The 18,166-nt window shown below is 61.6% G+C and carries 16 protein-coding genes; 2 read left to right on the top strand and 14 right to left on the bottom strand.

What is annotated here, in order from left to right; all coding sequences use genetic code 11:
- Positions 1 to 90 precede the first annotated feature (90 nt).
- The 14 genes from FHW75_RS23345 to hisN form a co-directional block, all read right to left on the bottom strand.
- Positions 91 to 1,071 (bottom strand): LLM class flavin-dependent oxidoreductase, encoded by a 981-nt coding sequence (locus FHW75_RS23345; RefSeq protein WP_027609262.1) that lies wholly within the window; start codon positions 1,069 to 1,071, stop codon positions 91 to 93.
- Between the two features lie 100 nt (positions 1,072 to 1,171).
- The gene (locus FHW75_RS23340; protein WP_019096251.1) at positions 1,172 to 2,083 is read right to left on the bottom strand and encodes a LysR family transcriptional regulator; all 912 of its coding nucleotides are present in this window, start codon (positions 2,081 to 2,083) and stop codon (positions 1,172 to 1,174) included.
- A 71-nt stretch (positions 2,084 to 2,154) separates the two neighbouring features.
- Positions 2,155 to 3,225, bottom strand: coding sequence for a metal-dependent hydrolase (locus FHW75_RS23335; RefSeq protein ID WP_025754134.1), 1,071 nt, complete (start codon positions 3,223 to 3,225; stop codon positions 2,155 to 2,157).
- Positions 3,226 to 3,299: 74 nt separating this feature from the next.
- On the bottom strand, positions 3,300 to 4,550 hold the full coding sequence (locus FHW75_RS23330; protein WP_183674726.1) for an OprD family porin: 1,251 nt from the start codon (positions 4,548 to 4,550) through the stop codon (positions 3,300 to 3,302).
- A 54-nt stretch (positions 4,551 to 4,604) separates the two neighbouring features.
- Positions 4,605 to 5,804: a benzoate/H(+) symporter BenE family transporter gene (locus FHW75_RS23325; protein ID WP_183674723.1), complete on the bottom strand. Its 1,200-nt coding sequence runs from the start codon at positions 5,802 to 5,804 to the stop codon at positions 4,605 to 4,607.
- 54 nt (positions 5,805 to 5,858) lie between these two features.
- Positions 5,859 to 7,187: an aromatic acid/H+ symport family MFS transporter gene (locus FHW75_RS23320; protein ID WP_183674720.1), complete on the bottom strand. Its 1,329-nt coding sequence runs from the start codon at positions 7,185 to 7,187 to the stop codon at positions 5,859 to 5,861.
- 57 nt (positions 7,188 to 7,244) lie between these two features.
- Entirely contained in the window at positions 7,245 to 8,006 is a 762-nt protein-coding gene (locus FHW75_RS23315) for a 1,6-dihydroxycyclohexa-2,4-diene-1-carboxylate dehydrogenase (RefSeq protein WP_019096256.1), read from the bottom strand.
- 21 nt (positions 8,007 to 8,027) lie between these two features.
- Positions 8,028 to 9,038, bottom strand: a complete 1,011-nt coding sequence (gene benC / locus FHW75_RS23310; RefSeq protein ID WP_183674717.1) for a benzoate 1,2-dioxygenase electron transfer component BenC — start codon at positions 9,036 to 9,038, stop codon at positions 8,028 to 8,030.
- 72 nt (positions 9,039 to 9,110) lie between these two features.
- On the bottom strand, positions 9,111 to 9,596 hold the full coding sequence (gene benB, locus FHW75_RS23305; protein WP_027609266.1) for a benzoate 1,2-dioxygenase small subunit: 486 nt from the start codon (positions 9,594 to 9,596) through the stop codon (positions 9,111 to 9,113).
- Positions 9,593 to 10,951, bottom strand: coding sequence for a benzoate 1,2-dioxygenase large subunit (benA, locus tag FHW75_RS23300; RefSeq protein WP_019096258.1), 1,359 nt, complete (start codon positions 10,949 to 10,951; stop codon positions 9,593 to 9,595). The genes benB and benA overlap by 4 nt, the downstream gene beginning before the upstream one ends.
- An 83-nt stretch (positions 10,952 to 11,034) precedes the next feature.
- Positions 11,035 to 11,739 (bottom strand): RHS repeat-associated core domain-containing protein, encoded by a 705-nt coding sequence (locus FHW75_RS27290; protein WP_080587326.1) that lies wholly within the window; start codon positions 11,737 to 11,739, stop codon positions 11,035 to 11,037.
- A 94-nt stretch (positions 11,740 to 11,833) separates the two neighbouring features.
- Complete coding sequence (gene benR / locus FHW75_RS23290) at positions 11,834 to 12,790, bottom strand: benABC operon transcriptional activator BenR (protein ID WP_183674714.1); 957 nt, start codon at positions 12,788 to 12,790, stop codon at positions 11,834 to 11,836.
- A 329-nt stretch (positions 12,791 to 13,119) separates the two neighbouring features.
- Positions 13,120 to 13,851: a hypothetical protein gene (locus FHW75_RS23285; protein ID WP_016715264.1), complete on the bottom strand. Its 732-nt coding sequence runs from the start codon at positions 13,849 to 13,851 to the stop codon at positions 13,120 to 13,122.
- Positions 13,852 to 13,965: 114 nt separating this feature from the next.
- The gene (gene hisN / locus FHW75_RS23280) at positions 13,966 to 14,757 is read right to left on the bottom strand and encodes a histidinol-phosphatase (protein ID WP_183674711.1); all 792 of its coding nucleotides are present in this window, start codon (positions 14,755 to 14,757) and stop codon (positions 13,966 to 13,968) included.
- Positions 14,758 to 14,887: 130 nt separating this feature from the next.
- Here hisN and FHW75_RS23275 point away from each other — a divergent pair, with 130 nt between their 5' ends.
- The gene (locus tag FHW75_RS23275; protein WP_019096261.1) at positions 14,888 to 15,778 is read left to right on the top strand and encodes a universal stress protein; all 891 of its coding nucleotides are present in this window, start codon (positions 14,888 to 14,890) and stop codon (positions 15,776 to 15,778) included.
- 222 nt (positions 15,779 to 16,000) lie between these two features.
- Positions 16,001 to 18,145 (top strand): TonB-dependent siderophore receptor, encoded by a 2,145-nt coding sequence (locus FHW75_RS23270; RefSeq protein ID WP_027609267.1) that lies wholly within the window; start codon positions 16,001 to 16,003, stop codon positions 18,143 to 18,145.
- The last annotated feature ends 21 nt before the right edge of the window (positions 18,146 to 18,166 follow it).

Raw genomic sequence — 18,166 nt, 5'->3', positions numbered from 1 at the left:
TAACTGACTGGCATTAGCCCATAAGGGCTCCCGTTTTTTGTTGCCAATGCCGGCCTCCTCTCGGGCAAGCGCGCGAAGAGGCCGGTAGCTTTAACCGAGTTCCGCCAGCGCCTGCGCCGCATAGGCATGCGACCGCTGCCGCGCCAGCGGGTCATGGATGCGGCAATCGATCATCAGCTCATCCGCCCCGGTCTGCTCGATCAGCGAGCGCAGCCCTTCCCTCACTCGCTCAGGCCCACCCGCCACGGTGCAGGCCATCACCTGCTCCAGCACTGCACGCTCGTGCTCAGGCAGGCGTTGCACATAACCCTCCTGCGGCTTAGGCAACAGACCATAACGCCCCACATGCAGGTCCAGCATCCACTTGCGATGGGAGCTGGCCAGGTAATCTGCCTCGGCATCACTGGCGGCGGCGAAGAGATTCATGCCCACCATCACATAAGGTTTGGCCAACTGCGCCGAGGGCTGGAAGTTGGCCCGGTAATGGGCAATCGCCTGCAGCAGGTAACGCGGCGCAAAGTGCGAAGCGAAGGCGTACGGCAGGCCCAGCTTCGCCGCCAGGTCGGCGCCGAACAGGCTGGAGCCAAGGATCCACACCGGCACCTCGTGGCTGCCTGGCACGCCACGCACCCGGCGCTTGCCGTTGTCGGCCAGGTAGTCGCGCAGTTCGGCGATGTCCTGGCTGAAGTCACGTTCTGGCGCGGCACCGCGCAAGGCACGTACGGTCGGCCCGGAAGTGCCTGGCGCACGGCCCAGGCCCAAGTCGATACGGCCCGGGTGCAAGGTATCGAGGGTGCCGAACTGCTCGGCTATCAGCAACGGCGCATGGTTGGGCAGCATGATGCCACCCGCGCCAACACGGATCTGCCGGGTGGCGTTGGCGATTTCGTTGATCACCAGCGAAGTGGCCGCCGAACCGATGCCTGGCATGTCATGGTGCTCGGCAATCCAGTAGCGGCTGTAGTGCTGTTGCTCGACATGCCGCGCCAGCTGGCGGGACTCTTCGATCGCGTCGGCGAAGGTCTTGCCTTCGCCGATCATGACCAGATCCAGTACGGACAGTGCAGTCATGGGGTCTCCAGGGGGATTATCAGTGGCTGCCAGTTTCCCTGCTGCGCCGCTAGCGATAAACCCAGGTTCAGGCCCGGTATAGGGGCCTGGCATTCCCCAATCAGTACTCCCAAGGCACGCCCGGTTCCCAACTGGCTACCAGCAAGTCGATGAACCCACGCACCCGTGGGGACAAGTGGCGTTTGCTCGGGTACACGATTCGAATAGGGTCTGCCGGCGGCCGATACGCCTGCAGCACTTCTACCAACGTGCCGGCGCGCAAGTCGTCACCGGTGATGTAGGTGGGCAGGTGAATCAGCCCGAAGCCTGCGCGGGCGCCGTCGAGCATGGCTTCGGAACTGTCGATGTTCAAACGGCCGGGGTCTTCGCACAGGTGCAGCCCCGCTTCGGTGTGAAAACGCCAGGGCATGGCCTTTTCACCTGCCAGGAACGCGATCTTGTCATGACCATAGAGGTCCGCTGGCACCCGGGGTACCCCGCGTGCTTCCAGGTAACACGGTGCGGCGCAGGTAACAAACTGCTGCCAAGCCACCGTGCGGGTCAACAACTGTGAGTCTTCCTTGGGTGCGCCAATACGCACCGCAACGTCTACGCCCTCCTCGACCAGGTCGACGAAGCGGTCGGTGAAACGGATGTCTGCGCGCAGTTCCGGCCACTGCTTGAGATAGCGATCCAGGATCGGAAGCACGTGACGTTGGCCGAACGAGAGCGGCGCGGTCAGGCGCAGGGTGCCTGTGGGCTTTCCGCGGCGCTGGGCCATGGTGCTTTCCACCTCATCCAGGTCATCCAGAATCTGCCGCCAGCGCTCAAAGGCCACCAAGCCTTCGTCGGTCAAGCTCAGCTTGCGCGTGGTGCGGTTAAGCAGGCGCACAGCCATGCGCGCTTCCAGGCGGGCGATGCTTTTGCCCACCGCCGAACGCGTCAGGCCAAGGCTGGCGGCGGCAGCGGTGAAGCTGCCAGCCTTGGCGGCACTGACAAAGGCGGCAATGTCGCCGAAGCGGTTGGGTTCCATGAGCGGGTTCCTGGAGACATCGAACCGGCATAAATGGGGCCGAAGCCAGCTAATGCAAGGCCACAGGCTGGCTAGGGCGTGTTCGGGGCTGGCCTCATGTACGCGTCTGTCCAGGCGGCCAACGGCAGTGGTGGCTGCTGGTCGACAATACGCCGCCAGATCAAACGCAGGTCATTACCGTTGAACATCGAGCCAGGCCCGCTGCCTTGCCACCGCGAAGGTACGTCGGCAACCCAGTGTCCCTGGCGGTCACGGTGGGCCATGCTGAAACGGAAGGTGTAGTTGCCAGGGATGCCCATGCGCAAGTCGGTCACCACCAGCGCGTCGCCCACCTGGTCGTAGCGCAGCCAGTCATCGGTAAACCAGCGCAAACGCTGGTGCAAAGGGCTTCCTGCCAGTGCTTTCGCCAGCTGCAGATTACGCGGCAAACGCTGCATTTCAGGCGCTTGCCGGTCGAACCCGCTGCTGATGCCCTCGTAGTAATCACCCTCCGGGGTCTTGGCCAGTACTCGCCAGACCAGACTATTGAAAGCGATCGGCACGGCGCGCACTTCACTGGCGACAATGCCTTGCTGATCCAGCGCCGCCTGGAAGCGCTGCTCCGCCGCCATACGCCCGGCGAGGCCGAAACCCAGGTAAGCGGTACTGAACACCAGCGCCAGGGTCAGCAGACGTGTCGCCTTTGCGGTCACCCCCTTGAAGATGGCGTAGATAACCGCCGCCAGCAGCGGCAAGGTGTAGACCGGGTCGATGATGAACACCGCCGCCCAGCTTTGCGGGGTGACTTGCAGTGGCCAGAACAACTGCGTGCCATAAACCGTGAAGGCATCCAGCAACGGGTGAGTAACCAGTACCAGCCAGAACGCCACGAACAACCTGGACAAGGTGTAAGCCTTGCCAGGCCAGCATTTGTGGACCAGCCAGGCCAGTAGCAAGGCCAGCCCGGTAAGCACGAACAGCGAGTGGGAGAACCCGCGATGGTAGGTCATCTGCGACACCGGGTCGGCGTAGCGGATGATCACGTCCAGGTCGGGCAGCGTGCCCAGCGCAGCGCCATACAGCAACGCGCGCCGCCCCTGGATGCGGCCAAGCACGGTACCCTGCAGGGCCGCGCCGAGTACGGCTTGGGTGATGGAATCCAAGGGGCGCGCTCCTGAAAGGGATATTTGCGCAAGCTACCTTCATACGACCTCGGTGCGCAATTCCCTTGGCTGGCTCAGAACAGCTGCCAGGTGTACACCAACGTCAGGCGGTTTTCGTCGATGTCACTGCGGTAATTGGAGCGTGCCATGGCGTTCCTCACCCGAATCCCCAGCCCCTTCAGCACGCCGCTCTGCACGGCATAGCCAATGTCCAGGTCACGTTCGCGATCCCGCCCTTCGTAACCCAGCCCGGTATCGACATTGTTACCGGTTATGTACCGCACGGTGGCCGTCAGGCCGGGTACGCCCAGGGCGGCGAAGTTGTAGTCGTAGCGTACCTGGTACGAGCGCTCATCGGTGTAGGCAAACTCATACGTCGGCACCTCGTTACCCAACGGCGAAATGTTGGCGAATACCCGAGGGAACGGGCTATCGCCATAGATGCCCTGGTAGCCAGCATGGAAGCTGTGCCCGCCATGCCGGGCGGTGAACATCGAGAAGAACGCCTGGTTGTCGATATTGCCCAGCAGCGCATCGCCATCCTCACGCGCGGTGAAATAGCCCAGGTTTGCGCTAAGCACCCAGTCCCCTACTGGCTTGCTGTGCTTCAGGCCGATAAACCCTTGTTCATAGATGTCTTCCAACTGTCCGTACCATAGGCTGACGCTGCTCTGGTTGGCGTTGAACGCATAGTCCCCGCCCACATAGTTGAAGGCATCGCTTTCAGCCTGGCGCATCGGCACATGGCCGAGCATGGCGTTCATCTTGCCGTCGCCGCCTTCATTACGCAGGTGTGTGCTTTTCAGGTGGCCGGCCTGCAAGGTCAGCCCGTCGATTTCCGACGAACTCAAACTGGCGCCCTGGTATGTCGGCGGCAACAGGCGGATATCACTGAACGTCAGTACCGGCAGGTTGGGTTGCAGTTCACCGACGCGCAGTTCGGTCTTCGACAGGCGGGCCTTGAAGGTGGGCGCCAGGCGGCTGTACTCGTCGGCGGCACGGCCATCGCCATGCACCGGCAGCAGGCCGGTATTGGCCCGGTCGGGGCTGCTGTCGAGCTTGATACCCAGCAGGCCCAGCGCGTCCACGCCAAAACCGACGGTACCGGGGGTGTAGCCCGACTTGAAGTCGAGGATGAAGCCCTGGGCCCACTCCTCGGCCTTGGACTGCTTGTTGGCCCCGACGATGTCAGAGAAATCGCGGCTGAAATAGTAGTTGCGGGCACTCAGGGTGGCCTTCGAATCCTCGAAGAAGCCGCCTTCGGCAGCCAGCAGCGGTTGGCTGAGCAAAGTCAGGCCCAGGGCGACACGAGGGGTGTGATTCATTCCGAAGCTCTCTTGATCTTGTTTTTATGGGTAAAGCGTTGGGAACACGGCAGTTCATGGGGTACGGCGCAGCACCTCCCGGGCACGTGGCCGATGCAACCTGAGCAGCGCATGGGCCAGCAGGCCGAACAGCAGCCCCCAGAACGCCGCCGACAGCCCCAGGAACGCCACCCCCGAAGCGGTGACCAGGAAGGTGAACAGCCCGGCGTCGCGCTCGGCCGGCTCTGCCAGGCTACGGGCCAGGGCCTCGCTGATGGCGCTATACAGGGCCAAGCCGGCCAGGGCAGCGATCAGTGCGGCTGGAAAGGCGGCGAACAGCGACATCAACGTGGCGCCGGCAATGCCCAGCAGCAGGTACAGCGCACTGCCAGCCACCGCCGCTACATAACGCCGCCGAGGGTTTTCATGGGCTTCATGGCCGGTGCACAGGCTGGCGGTAACCGCCGCCAGGTTCAGCCCGTGACAGCCGAACGGCGCCAGCAGCGCTCCAGCCAGGGCACTGGCGCTGATCAACGGGCTGGCGGGTGTGGCGTAGCCGGCGTTGCGCAGTACCGCCATGCCTGGCATGAACTGCCCGGTGAGCGCCACCAGCACCATTGGCAAGGCCAGGCTGAATACCGCCGAAAGGCTGAACTGCGGCGTGACCCACTGTGGCGAAGCCAGCTCCAGCACCAGTGCATCGCTGCGAAACGCCCCGCTGCCAACGGTCACCAGGGTGCCCACGCACAGCACCGCCGCCACTGCATAGCGTGGCTGTAGCCGGCGCATCAGCACGTAGGTAACGAACATCGTCAGCACCAGCAGCGGCTGCACTGGCAGGGCGCGGAACACTTCGATGCCGAAGCTGAACAGAATGCCCGCCTGCATGCCGGCAGCGATGGAGCCGGGCAGGCGGGCGATAATGCGGTCGAAGGCCCCGCTGATGCCGATCATCAGCAGCACCAGATTGGCCACCAGGTAAGCCCCCACGGCCTGCTCCAGGCCGAGCTGCGGCAAGGCGGTGACCAGCAGCGCGGAACCTGGAATCGACCAGGCGATCACCACAGGTACCCGGTAGCGCAGGCTGAGCAGTGCGCCGAGCACGGCACTGCCCATGGACACGGCCCAGACCCAGGATGACAACTGTTGGTGGGACAGGCCGGCGGCTTCGGCGGCGTGGAAGATGATGACCAACGGGCCTGCGTAGGAGATCAGCGTGGCGATGCAGCCGGCGACGATGGCGGACAGCGAGCTGTCCTTGATCAGGGTTTTCATGGGACCTCTGGCAAGGCATCGGCCGGGCGCGGTGCCCGGCGCTTGTTCTTCGGGTTATGCCTGCGCCGCAAGGGCCTGAGCTTGCCGACGGCCACTGGCCAGGTGCACAGCCATGGCCAGCGCAGCGATTGCGCCAGGGATGGCGAAGGCGATGAAGTTGAGTTGCAGCGGCAGGTTGATGCCCATCAGCGCGCCGCCCAGCAGCGGGCCGACGATGGCGCCGTTACGCCCAATGCCCGAGGCCCAGCCCAGGCCGGTGGAGCGCACCGACAGCCCATACATTTGCGCAGCGCCGGCATACAGCAGGATCTGCGTGCCGATGGTGGTGGCGCCAGCAATGAAGATCAGCAGGTAAAGCACCGGCATCGGGCTGTTCACCCCCAGCAGGCTGATCGACAGCGCAGCGGCAATGAAGAATGCCACCTTCACCTTGACCAGGTTGTAGCGGTCGCCCAGCCAGCCGCCCAGAATTGCCCCGGCCATGCCGCCAAAGTTCAGCGCCAGCAGGAACGACAGGCTCGAACCCAGGCTGTAGCCCGCGTTGGCCATCAGTTTCGGCAGCCAGGAACTGAGTGCATAGACCATCAACAGGCAGCAGAAGAACGCCAGCCACAGCGCCAGTGTGCGTATGGCCAGGCCATTGCGGAACAGCTCCAGTACCGATGCCCCGCTGCCTTTGCGGTCAGCGGCCTGCAACACTTCATCCGCCTGTACATCGCATTCTGGGTCCAGCCGTTTCAACAGTTTGCGAGCTTCTTCGGTACGGCCCTGGCGCACCAGGAAACCGATCGATTCAGGCAGGTAGTAGAGAATCACCGGCAACAGCAGCAATGGTACGGCAGCGGCGAAGAACATCGACTCCCAACCAAAGCGCGGCAGCATGAAGATGCCCACGCCTGCCGACAGCATGCCGCCCAGCGAGTAGCCACTGAACATGATCGCCACCAGCGTGCTGCGCAGGCGCTTGGGCGCATATTCGTTCATCAGTGCCACGGCGTTGGGCATCAGGCCGCCGCAGCCCAGGCCAGCGATGAAACGGTAGATGCCGAACTCGCTCGGGCTGCTGGCAAAGCCATTGAGAATGGTTGCCCCCGAGAACAAGGCGAAACAGATGGCAATGCCCTTCTTGCGCCCGATACGGTCGGCCAGGCTGCCGAATGCCAAGGCGCCGAACATCATGCCGAACAGCGCGTAGCTGCCCAGCGCACCGGCCTGCAACGGGGTAAGCCCCCACTCTTTCATGATGACCGGCAGTACCACGCCGTAGATGAACAGGTCATAGCCGTCGAAGATCAGCAGCAGGCCACACCAGGCCATGACCATCCAGTGGAACGGGGTAAAGCGCGCGTTATCGATGATCGGGTGTACGTCAAGGGTTCGCATGGCATCTGTCGCTCTTGTTTTTGTTGTGAGGGAAAGCTGTTGCCTTGAGGTTGCTGCTCAGCCGAGGTCGCCGCCTCCTACCGGCAAGGTCACGCCGGTGATGTATGAGGCTTCGTCAGAGGCAAGGAACAGAATCGCGCCCACTTGCTCGTCGATGCTGCCGTAGCGGTGCATCAGGCTGCTGTCGAGGGTCTGGTCGACGATCTGCTGGTACCAGTGTTTTTCCTGTTCGCTTTGTTCGGCGCTGTTGCGTGGCACGCGACGGGGTGGCGCTTCGGTGCCGCCGGGTGCGGTGGCGTTGACGCGGATGCCACGGCCAGCGGTTTCAAAGGCCAGGCACGCGGTGAGCGCGTTGACGCCGCCCTTGGCCGCGCCATAAGGCACCCGGTTAACGCCACGGGTGGCGATGGACGAGACGTTGACGATGGCGCCGCTACCGCGTTCGAGCATGTAAGGCAGCGCGGCATGGCAGCACCACAGGGTGGGGAACAGCGAGCGGCGCACCTCGGCCTCGATCTGCTCCACCTCGTAGTGTTCGAAAGGCTTGGCCCAGATGGTGCCGCCGACGTTGTTGACCAGGATGTCGAGGCGGCCGAAGGTTTCCACTGCACTGGCCATGACACGGGCGCAGTCGGCGTGTTGTTCGAGGTCGGCGGTGAGTGTGAGCATGCCCTCGCCTGCCAGCTCGTGGACCAGTTCGGAACGGTCTACCGCCACCACTTGCGCGCCTTCGGCCTTCAGCCGCCAGCACACGCCACGGCCGATGCCTTGAGCGGCACCGGTGACCAGGGCGACCTTGCCTTGGAATCGGTTGTTCATGTGTTTCTCCTGCTTGATCCGTCAGGCCGCTGCCGCGAACTTCTCGTAGTAGAAGTTGGCCGGGGTAATGCCCTGTTCGCGTACGTACTGGCTGACCGCTTCCACCATGGGTGGCGGCCCGCACAGGTACAGGTCCACATCGCCATCGTTCAGGTGGCGCGGCTCGATGTGCTGGGTCACATAGCCCTTCTGCGGGTACTGGCTGTCCGGGTTGGCTACGCAGGCGCTGAAGGTGAAGTTGGGGATACGCGCTGCAAAGTCTTGCAGACGATCCAGTTCAACCAGGTCGAAATCGTTGGTCACGCCATAGATCAGATGCAGCGGGTGTTCACTGCCCTGCTCGGCGATCTTTTCCAGCATCGCGGTGAACGGGGCCAGACCAGTGCCGCCAGCCAGCAGCAACAGCGGGCGCTGGATAGGCCGCAGGTAGAAGCTGCCCAACGGCCCCGCCAGGCTCATGCTGTCGCCGGCCTTGGCCAGGTTGGTCAGGAAGCTGCTCATCAAACCGCCCGGCACGTTGCGGATCAGGAAGCTGACTTCGCCGTCCTTCTGCAACGAACTGAACGAATAGGCACGGCTCTGCTCGCTGCCCGGCACCTTGAGGTTGACGTACTGCCCCGGCAGGAAGGCCAGGCGGCTGAGGGCCTCGCCCTTGATCGACAGGGCAATGGTGCTGGCCGACAGCTGACGTACATCGCTGATGGCCGCCTCGAAGCTGGCCTGTTCGGTCTTGCACAACTGCGACGAGGCCGGAATGCGGATGACGCAGTCGCTTTCAGCGCGCATTTGGCAGGTCAGTACGTAGCCTTGGGCAATTTCGTCTTCGTTCAGGGCGTCTTCGATGAAGTTGTCGCCCAAGTCGTAGCGGCCAGATTCGGCCTTGCACTTGCAGGTGCCGCAGGCGCCGTCGCGGCAGTCCAGCGGGATGTTGATGCCTTGGCGGTAGGCAGCGTCGGCCACGGTTTCATGGCCGGTGGCTTCAATGAAACGGGTAACCCCGTCTTCGAAATTCAGTGCGATCTGGTAGCTCATGTTGCACCTCGCGGGCGAGCCGGCCCACGGCGCGTCGCAGGACGCACCGGGCAATGCTCGCAAAACCCTGTATCAGATGTGGTAGATGTCGATGACCTGGCGCACGTAGTCGTTCTTCAGCACCACTTTCTTGGCCTTGATCAGCGGCTGCTCGCCGCGCAGGTCGAGGGTGTAGAAGCTGGTACCGAAGTAACTGTCGGTGGTCTTGTAGCGGAAGCTCAGGGTGTGCCAGTTGAAACGCACCTGACAGCTGCCCTCGCACTGCGAGACGATCTCGATGTTGCTGATGTTGTGCGAGGTGCGGGTATCCGGCACGGTCGCACTGGAGCGCTCAGTCTTGATACGGAACACGCGGTCTTCCAGGCCGCCACGGTTGCCGTACCAGATCAGCGAGATTTCGCTTTGCGGATCGATGGTGAGGGTGTCATCGTCATCCCAGCTCGGCATCCAGAAGCTGGCGTCGCTGGCGTACAGCTCCAGCCACTGGTCCCACTGGGCGTCGTCCAGGTAGCGCGCTTCGCGGTAGAGGAAGTCGCGCACGGTTTCATACAGGCTCATTGCACGGCCTCCACAGGGATCAGCTGCTGTTCGTCCTTCAGGGCCTGGATCATGGTGTCCTGCCAATACTTGTGCTGCAGCACGAACAGGCCTTCGTCCTCGGTGCGCACGCCAGACAGCAGCGGATGGAGCTCGATCTCTTTAGCGGCTTCATCGGCGCCTTCGACCCAGTGCTTCGCGCCACGGGACATGTCGTTCCAGCCAGTGCCGCCGCCGTAGCCGGTCTGGCAGGAACGGAACTCTTCCAGGTCGTCCGGGGTGGCCATGCCGCTGACGTTGAAGAAGTCTTCGTACTGGCGAATGCGCTTGGCGCGGGCATCGGCGCTCTCGCCTTTGGGCGCGATGCAGTAGATGGTGATTTCGGTCTTGTTCACCGAAATCGGCCGCGCAACGCGGATCTGCGAGCTGAACTGGTCCATCAGGTACACGTTCGGGTACAGGCACAGGTTGCGCGAGTTCTCGATCATCCAGTCGGCACGGGCCTGGCCGAAGTCGGCAGCCAGCTGGTCCCGGCGCTCGTAGGCCGGGCGGTCTTCCGGGTTGGCCCAGCGGGTCCACAGCAGCAGGTGGCCATGGTCGAAGGAATAGAAGCCCCCGCCTTGCTTGGCCCAGGCGCCGGCGCTCATGGTCTTGATCTCGTCACCGGCTTCACGCTGCTTGCGCTGGTTCTGGGTAGCGGCGTAGTTCCAGTGCACGGAGCTGACGTGGTAGCCATCGGCGCCGTTTTCGGCGGTGAGCTTCCAGTTGCCTTCGTAGATGTACGAGCTGGCACCGCGCAGCACTTCCAGGCCTTCTGGCGACTGGTCGACGATCATGTCGATGATCTTGGCCGATTCACCCAAATGTTCTACCAGCGGTTTTACATCGGCATTCAGGCTGCCGAACAAAAAGCCCCGGTACGACTCGAAGCGCGCCACCTTGGTCAAGTCGTGGGAGCCGTCGCAGTTGAAGCTGTCGGGGTAGCCGGCGTTGCTAGGGTCTTTCACCTTCAGCAGTTTGCCGCTGTTATTGAACGTCCAGCCGTGGAACGGGCAGGTGTAGCTGGAGCGGTTGCCGCGCTTGTGCCGGCACAACATGGCGCCGCGGTGGCTGCAGGCGTTGAGGAAGGCATTGAGCTCACCGTCCTTGTTGCGCGCGATGAAAATCGGCTGGCGCCCCATGGTCAGGGTGAGGAAGTCGTTCTTTTCGGGGATCTGGCTTTCATGGGCCAGGTAGATCCAGTTGCCCTCGAAGATGTGTTTCATCTCCAGGTCGAACAGGCGTGGGTCGGTGAACATCTCGCGCTTGCAGCGGTAGATGCCCTTTTCACGGTCGTCCTCGAGCATGGCATTGAGGTAGTCGAATCCCAGGGACATGGCCAGGGTCTCCCTTGTTATTGTTTAGACCTGGTCAGGTTAGGGAGACGACTGGCGGGGGACTATCCGGATTGTGCAGAGTGCTATCCAGCGGTATGCGGCCTTCTTACTGCGGGAACAATTCGTTTGGGATCATGAAGCCAACTGACTCGTGGAAAGTGGGTTTCGGCTGCTTGCATTTTATCGTTGAGCGGAGCGAGCAGGTTGAGCGCCTCCATCAAATCGCTTTGAGACCCTATTGGGGTTGCAGCTGAATGAACGCTCAAACCGGCAGCCCGCTTCAAATTTTCGCCATAATTGCTAGACACCTTGAGTGTCGTTCCTTGCACCAGTAATTTTTCCGGATCAGTCCAGACAGGAGCGTTAATAATCGGCTCAATTTGAGAGCCGTAACCACGGCCTAATGCATTCACTGTAGCTACCGTGCTCGGGCTCACCACACGGCGCTCAAGAGTGCTGGTCTTGAAATCTGGATTGAAGCTATATCCGCCTTTAGCGTTTCCTGCCTTGAGCCTGATACTCGGCAGCCGAATGTGACCGGTTGGGTCAGTATTATTAACAGGATCCCCGCCACAGTAGGCGTAGCAATTTAATCCTCCAGCACCCATTGGGCTCAAACTGTCAGGGCTGTGGAATCTCATCAAAACCGGATTGAACGCACGGTATCCATTCCCCAGCAGGTAGTATCCTGTGGCAGATTCTTTTCTCTGCCCGCTGAAGCGCAGCACTCGCGCGAATTGATCACATCCATCGTGCCCATAAACGGTGTACTGCAATGAAGTCGGCATGATTGCCACCCTTTACCCGAGATAAACCCAAGGGTGGCTTGCGCATGAAATGCAAACAACTGGCAGAAATATCAGGTGCCCAAGCTGGCGCGTGTCATCCCCGCCGCTTGAACGTCTGCGAAGGCAGCTCACCAAACTGCTGCCGGTACACCTCAGAGAACCGGCCTAGATGCAGGAAGCCATAATCCAGAGCAAGCTCTGTCACGCTGCGCACACCACAAGTCGGGTCCTTCAGGCACGCATGCACCCGCTCCAGCTTGCGCTGGCGCACGTAATGCTTGGGCGTGGTGCCCAAATGCTGGTCAAACAGCGCATACAACGAACGCAAACTCATACAGGCCTGCTCCGCCAGCACCTCGGCCGACAGCTCCAGTTTCAGATTGCGCTCGATGTAGTCGAGAATGCGCTCAAGACCAGCTTGCGGCGCACTCAGGCTTTCCCGGCGGATATTGGTGCTCATCAGGGTCAACAGCTTGCTGGCGACAATCTGGCTGTAGTGCCCCTGCACGCGCGGCAGCGAATCACTCACTTCCGCCTCGTGGCAAACCATGGCCAGCAGGTTCACGAACCCGTCCAGTTCATCCAGCCGGTAATGGTTGCGCAAGAACCGAACACCGCCTTCTGGCCGATGCCAACGCTGTTCGTCGCAGATCGAATCCAGTAGCCGGGTGGGCACCTTGAGGATGAACTTCTCGCAGTCTTCCGAATAGGTCAGGTCAACCGGGTCGTCGGGGTTGATCAGCAACAGCTCGCCCGGCACGAGGTGATGCTCGCGCTTGTGCCCGCGCCACAGGCAGTTGCCGTTGAGCAGCACTTGCAGGTGGTAGATGGTTTCCAGCGCTGGCGAGGTAACGCGCACGCTGCCGCCGTAGCTGATGCGGCACAGGTCGAGTTCGGCGAACTTGCGGTGGCTGAGGCTGGCTTGAGGGTGGGTGGTGCGCGACAGACCGATGCAATGCTGGCCTACGTGCTGGTTCACATAATCGGACACAGCATAAGGGTCGGCGTGATGAAACACGCTACTGCGCTCGCTCAGCAGGCGGCTTTCCATAGGCAAGGCACTCGGTATCGTTATTGTTCTGGTCGCCGCCTCCTACCGCCTTGTGGGCAGTGGTCGCGGTCGTCACGGTCATTCTATCGGGCCGGTTGCGGGTCGCGGGGGCAGGCGACAACCGGCGGATAGCCACACTACAGCAAAAAGGTGGGGGTTGGGCAATGTGGAGAAGGGATTGGATGGGCGGATAGCGGACATGCCGAGTGAAACCAGTGTTCGTTTATCGAACGGTAATTACAACATCCTGAGCATGGAATACCACATAGCAATGGCACACCAAGATAATTGTGTAACTAGCAAAAATATCAGTATGATTTGACGATCTTTTACTGCACCGGCAGAAAATTCATCAACAGCAGGCTTTGCGCGTAATTCAGGCCAATCCGCCGATAACGCTCATCCAGCAACTCCGCCAGCAGATCCAGCCGCGCAACGATTTTGCCAAACTCCACGGCAAAACTCAGGTTACTGCCCTCTTCGGAGATCTCGTTGGAGAACAGCAGCAGCACCCCATTCGCGTCCTGCCGCTGGCTGAGCATCCAGGTCGCCTTCTCGATATTGCGCGCCGCGTTGTTGACGAACAGCGGGTCGATGGTATCGGTCATGTAGAAATCGGTACGCCCACCATGCGCGGTAATCAGCATGCTGCCGATGGCGTAAATGAAGGCGCCAACACGATCACCGCGAAACTCCGGGCTCAGGGCGTAGCTCAATGCCGCCAGGTCGCGGCGGTTGCCCAGTTGCGGCAATGGCTGGCGTTGCTCGATGGCGATGCGGATCTGTCGCTCGGCGGTGGCGGCGTCGATGTAGCCAGACATCTTCCACTGGTTGGGATTGCGCTGGTACAGCTTGTTCATCAGCAGGTACAGGCTTTGCAGGTTGTCACGCATGGACAGCGTGGCCATGCGGTCGACGCTGGTCTGGAACAGCTCGCTGGGCTTGCCGTTGCCGAACTGATTAACGATGTCACGGCCTTGCTCCTGGGTGCAGGCGCACAGGCATGTGAGGGCGCCTGCCAGCAACAGGCGGGAGAAGAAACTTGGGTAGCTTGCAACCATCGGCACCGGGTCGATATTCGGCGGCTGCCTTGGGGGTCAAGGCAGCCTGGCCAAGCATAGAGCCTCGAAAACGGAAAAAGTGCAGTGGTTGGGGATTTGCGGGCGACGCTTCAACTACATGGCGTGGCGCAACATCTCCACGACCTGCGCATGCAACGCCGGGTCACCACACGCCACCACGCAACCACCATGCTGCGCCGAGCTACCATCCCAAGCCGTAATCACCCCACCTGCTCCCTCGATGATCGGCATCAATGCCTGCACGTCATACGGCTGCAGGCTGGCCTCTACGATCACATCGACAAAGCCCGAAGCCAGCATGCAGTAGGCATAGCAATCACCGCCATAACGCATCAACCGCGCCCGGCCGGCAACGCCCTCGAACGCAGCCTTGCGCTCGGCGGTATCGAACATGTCGGGGGTGGTGCACATCAGTGTGGCCGAGGCCAGGTCGGTGCAGGCACGGGTTTGCAGCGGCGTACCGCTGCGCCACGCACCTTCAGGGGTGCCGACAAAGCGTTCGCCAGTGAACGGCTGGTTCATCACGCCAACCACTGGGCGCGTGCCGTCGTTCAGGGCAATCAACGTTCCCCACAGCGGCAGGCCGGTGATGAAGGCACGAGTGCCGTCGATTGGGTCGAGCACCCAGGTCAACGGGCTGCTGCCGACGGCGACACCCGCTTCCTCACCCAGAATACCGTGGTCGGGGTAACGGGCCTGGATCAGCTCACGCATGGCGTCTTCCGCCGCCTTGTCGGCTACGGTGACAGGGTCGTACAAACGCCCGCCCTTGTCCTCGACAGCCAGGCTGGCACGGAAATAAGGCTGGATCGCCACAGCGGCAGCATCGGCCAACTGCTCGGCAAAGGTGCGCAATTCACCGATCTGTTCAGCACTCAGGGACATGGGACGGCCTCAGGACAATGATTAGGGGCAGCATCATACCTGATCGCCAGCCTGCTGCTCATGCAGCCTGAAGCGAACTAGACTGAACAAGACCAGAGCACCGGGGGGCTGCCACACGTGGAGGTGTGAGATGAGCCAGTTCAAGCGTTTGTTCGTCATGCTCGGCCCGCAAATGCGCCATACGCCCGCGCTGCAACGCGCAGCGGCGCTGGCGGAGTCCAGCGGCGCACTGCTGGATATCAACGTTTTCGTCGATGATGTCGACACCTTTGGCTTGATGAGCGATGGTCGCGAACGTGAGCGGCTGCTCAGCGACAACCGCCAGTGGCTGGCGGACGAGGCCGAACAGTTGGGCGATGCAGGCCTGGACGTGTCCACCGAGCTGTTATTGACCCGCGACCCGCTGGGCAGTGTGCTGGAGCGGGTCGAGCGGCTGGGTTGCGACCTGCTGGTCAAGGACGTGCAGCACGAACCGATTCTCAAACGCCTGCTGGTCACGCCCCTGGACTGGCAACTGCTCAAGGACAGCCCGGTCGCCGTGCACCTGGTGAGCGACATCCGCCTGCCCCTGCCCCGGCAGATTGCCGCAGCGGTGGACCTGAACAGCCACGGCGCAGGTGAACACCTGGATGAACAGGTCATACAGACTGCCCATGCCTTGGCGCTGCAATGCAACGGCGAGCTCCATCTGCTGCATGTGTGCGATGCAGCCAAGACCCATATCGCCGACTTTGGTGCGGGTACGGTAACCATGCCTGGCTTCGACAGCAGCGTGCGTACCGCGCAGCGGGCAGCGTTCAACCGCCTGGGTGACCATCATCAGATTCCGCTGGAGCGCAGGCACTTCCTGGAAGGAGCAGCGATCAGGGCGATTGCCCAGTTTGTCGGCCACAGCCGGGCCGATGTGATTGTCATGGGCAGCCACCGGCATGACGCGATGCAGACGTTCCTGGGCGGGACCACGGCCCATGTACTGGAGCATCCGTTGTGTAATGTGCTGGCGATCAAGGCCGTTCACTGAGTTCTGGCATATCTGAACCGGCCGCTTCCCGGGATAACCCGCTACCTTAGGGATATTAAAGGTGGGAGCGGTTTACCTGCGTAGAGACCGGCGTGTATTTCACCGGTTGGTATTTGGTACACCAGTGCCACACAAAAAGAATGCATTTGATAATGATTCGTAGTAATTTCGCGGCGCTTCCCTACCCTTTCCCTCAGCGCCCCACCCAGGATCGTACCGTCGATGCGTCGCACGTTCGTTTCGCTTTGTGTGCTTCATGCTGTCTCCCCGCTGGCCTTTGCCGAGCCCGAACCGCTCAGCGACCCTGCCCAGATTGAACTCCAGGCTTTGAACATCACCAGCAACGCCGACAGCGAACGCGCCGACGGCCCGGTCTTTGGCTACAAGGCCACCCGCTCGGCCAGCGCCACCCGCACCGACACGGCGCTGCACGAAACGCCGCAGTCGGTCAGCGTGGTGCCCAAGGATGTGCTGACCGATACGGCCAGCACCCGCCTGCAAGACGCCCTGGACTATGCCGGTGGCGTGGGCCGCGCCAACAACTTTGGCGGGCAGGGCCTGACCACGGTCACTGTCCGTGGTTTCACCACTGGCGAGTACTACCGCAACGGCTTCCCGATGAACCGCGGTTACCCGAATGCGCCTGATGCCAACAGCGTCGAGCGTCTGGAAGTGATCCGTGGCCCGGCCAGCACCCTGTACGGCCGTGGCGACCCCGGCGGCACCTTCAATGTGGTTACCAAGCAGCCGCAGGCTGAACAGCAGGTAACCCTGGGCAGCCAGCTCGACGATCAGGGCATGCACCGCGCCACCCTCGACGCCACCGGTGCCTTGAACCAGGACGGCAGCCTGGCCTATCGCCTGAATGTGTTGGGCGAAGGTGGCGACAGCTTCCGCGACAACGTCGAAAGCGAACGCTACGACGTCGCGCCGGTGCTTAGCTGGCAGGTGAACGATGCGACCAAAATCGTCTTTGAAGGCGACTTCATGCGTAACAACCACCCGCTTGACCGCGGCCTGACGCATTACACCAACCAGGCTGGCAGCGCCTCGCGCGATACCAACATCTGGGGCAAAGGCAGCGACAACATGCTGCACAACGATAACAACATGGCGCAGTTGCGTTTCGAGCATGCGCTCAATGATGACTGGACCCTGGGCGGCGGCATGCAGTGGCTGGACGGTACCCTCAAGGGCAACGCCATCGAGGCCAACCGCTTGCAGGCCGATGGCCGGACCCTGGGGCGTAACTTCAACTACCGCAAGCTGGAATGGCGGGACCGCGACTACCAGCTCAACCTGACCGGGCATTTTGACACCGGTGGTTTCAGCCATACGTTGCTTACAGGTGTCGAGTACGAAGACTACGACTACAACTCGATCATCCAGCGTTCGGCTACCACTCCAACGTCCTATCCAATCGACCTTTTCGATCCGGTGTATGACCAGTCGCGCCCAGCCTTATTGAGTACACCCACCACCCATGACAAGGAAAACCTAAAAACCTGGGCATTTTTCGTTCAGGACCAGGTTGCCCTGACCGAGCGCCTTAAAGCTTTGGCAGGTGTGCGCTTCGAACGCTTTGAACATGACTATGTCAACAAGCTCAACAGTGCGGGTGACTTCGATAAAGGCGAGAACGGTGTAACCCCGCGGTTCGGCCTGCTGTTTGACCTGACCGATACCGTCGCGGTCTATGCCAACACCGCACGCTCATTCAAGCCCAATAGTGGCGCGCCTGCCGGTGCAACAGGGCGTGGTTTCGACCCCGAGAAAGGCAAGTCCTACGAACTGGGTGTGAAATGGGAGGCACTTGATCGCCAGTTGAGCGTTGACGCGGCGATCTACCACATCGTCAAGGAAAACGTGCTGGCCAACGATCCCAGCGACCCTACCGGCACCTACAAAATCGCAGCCGGCGAAGTGCGCAGCCGTGGCCTGGACATCAACGTTGCCGGCAACATCACGCCTGAGTGGCGGGTGATTGGTGGCTATTCGTACGTGGATGCCCAAGTCACCAAGGACACCAGCCTGCCGACCGGCACGCGCCTGGCAAACATCCCGCGCAACAGCTTCAGCCTGCTCAACACGTATGAATTCCAGGATGGCGTGGCCAAGGGGTTGGGCCTGGGCGTTGGCGTAAAGTATGTGGATGACCGTCAAGGCCAGACCGCCGCGACGACCTACACCATGGAGCAATACACCGTGGTCGACTTGCTGAGCTTCTACCAGGTCAACGAACACGTCCGTCTGAACCTGGATGTGAAGAACGTGTTCAACAAAGGCTATGACGAAGGGGCGTTCAACAGCTATGTGTACCCGGGGGCGCCTCGGACAGTGCAGGCTGGGGTTTCGTATACCTTCTGACGGGTGTGGGGCCGCCTGGCG

Origin of the sequence: Pseudomonas sp. OG7 (assembly GCF_014192825.1) — a bacterium.
GTDB lineage: Bacteria > Pseudomonadota > Gammaproteobacteria > Pseudomonadales > Pseudomonadaceae > Aquipseudomonas > Aquipseudomonas monteilii.
Note: the sequence above shows the minus strand (reverse complement) of the source record. Positions and strands in the feature narration are given on the sequence as shown.

What these genes read in the sequence shown, in the direction of transcription:
- FHW75_RS23345 (WP_027609262.1), bottom strand. Translation starts at nt 1,071, where the DNA reads ATGACTGCACTGTCCGTACTGGATCTGGTCATGATCGGCGAAGGCAAG.
- FHW75_RS23340 (WP_019096251.1), bottom strand. Translation starts at nt 2,083, where the DNA reads ATGGAACCCAACCGCTTCGGCGACATTGCCGCCTTTGTCAGTGCCGCC.
- FHW75_RS23330 (WP_183674726.1), bottom strand. Translation starts at nt 4,550, where the DNA reads ATGAATCACACCCCTCGTGTCGCCCTGGGCCTGACTTTGCTCAGCCAA.
- FHW75_RS23325 (WP_183674723.1), bottom strand. Translation starts at nt 5,804, where the DNA reads ATGAAAACCCTGATCAAGGACAGCTCGCTGTCCGCCATCGTCGCCGGC.
- FHW75_RS23320 (WP_183674720.1), bottom strand. Translation starts at nt 7,187, where the DNA reads ATGCGAACCCTTGACGTACACCCGATCATCGATAACGCGCGCTTTACC.
- FHW75_RS23315 (WP_019096256.1), bottom strand. Translation starts at nt 8,006, where the DNA reads ATGAACAACCGATTCCAAGGCAAGGTCGCCCTGGTCACCGGTGCCGCT.
- benC (WP_183674717.1), bottom strand. Translation starts at nt 9,038, where the DNA reads ATGAGCTACCAGATCGCACTGAATTTCGAAGACGGGGTTACCCGTTTC.
- benB (WP_027609266.1), bottom strand. Translation starts at nt 9,596, where the DNA reads ATGAGCCTGTATGAAACCGTGCGCGACTTCCTCTACCGCGAAGCGCGC.
- benA (WP_019096258.1), bottom strand. Translation starts at nt 10,951, where the DNA reads ATGTCCCTGGGATTCGACTACCTCAATGCCATGCTCGAGGACGACCGT.
- FHW75_RS27290 (WP_080587326.1), bottom strand. Translation starts at nt 11,739, where the DNA reads ATGCCGACTTCATTGCAGTACACCGTTTATGGGCACGATGGATGTGAT.
- benR (WP_183674714.1), bottom strand. Translation starts at nt 12,790, where the DNA reads ATGGAAAGCCGCCTGCTGAGCGAGCGCAGTAGCGTGTTTCATCACGCC.
- FHW75_RS23285 (WP_016715264.1), bottom strand. Translation starts at nt 13,851, where the DNA reads ATGGTTGCAAGCTACCCAAGTTTCTTCTCCCGCCTGTTGCTGGCAGGC.
- hisN (WP_183674711.1), bottom strand. Translation starts at nt 14,757, where the DNA reads ATGTCCCTGAGTGCTGAACAGATCGGTGAATTGCGCACCTTTGCCGAG.
- FHW75_RS23275 (WP_019096261.1), top strand. Translation starts at nt 14,888, where the DNA reads ATGAGCCAGTTCAAGCGTTTGTTCGTCATGCTCGGCCCGCAAATGCGC.
- FHW75_RS23270 (WP_027609267.1), top strand. Translation starts at nt 16,001, where the DNA reads ATGCGTCGCACGTTCGTTTCGCTTTGTGTGCTTCATGCTGTCTCCCCG.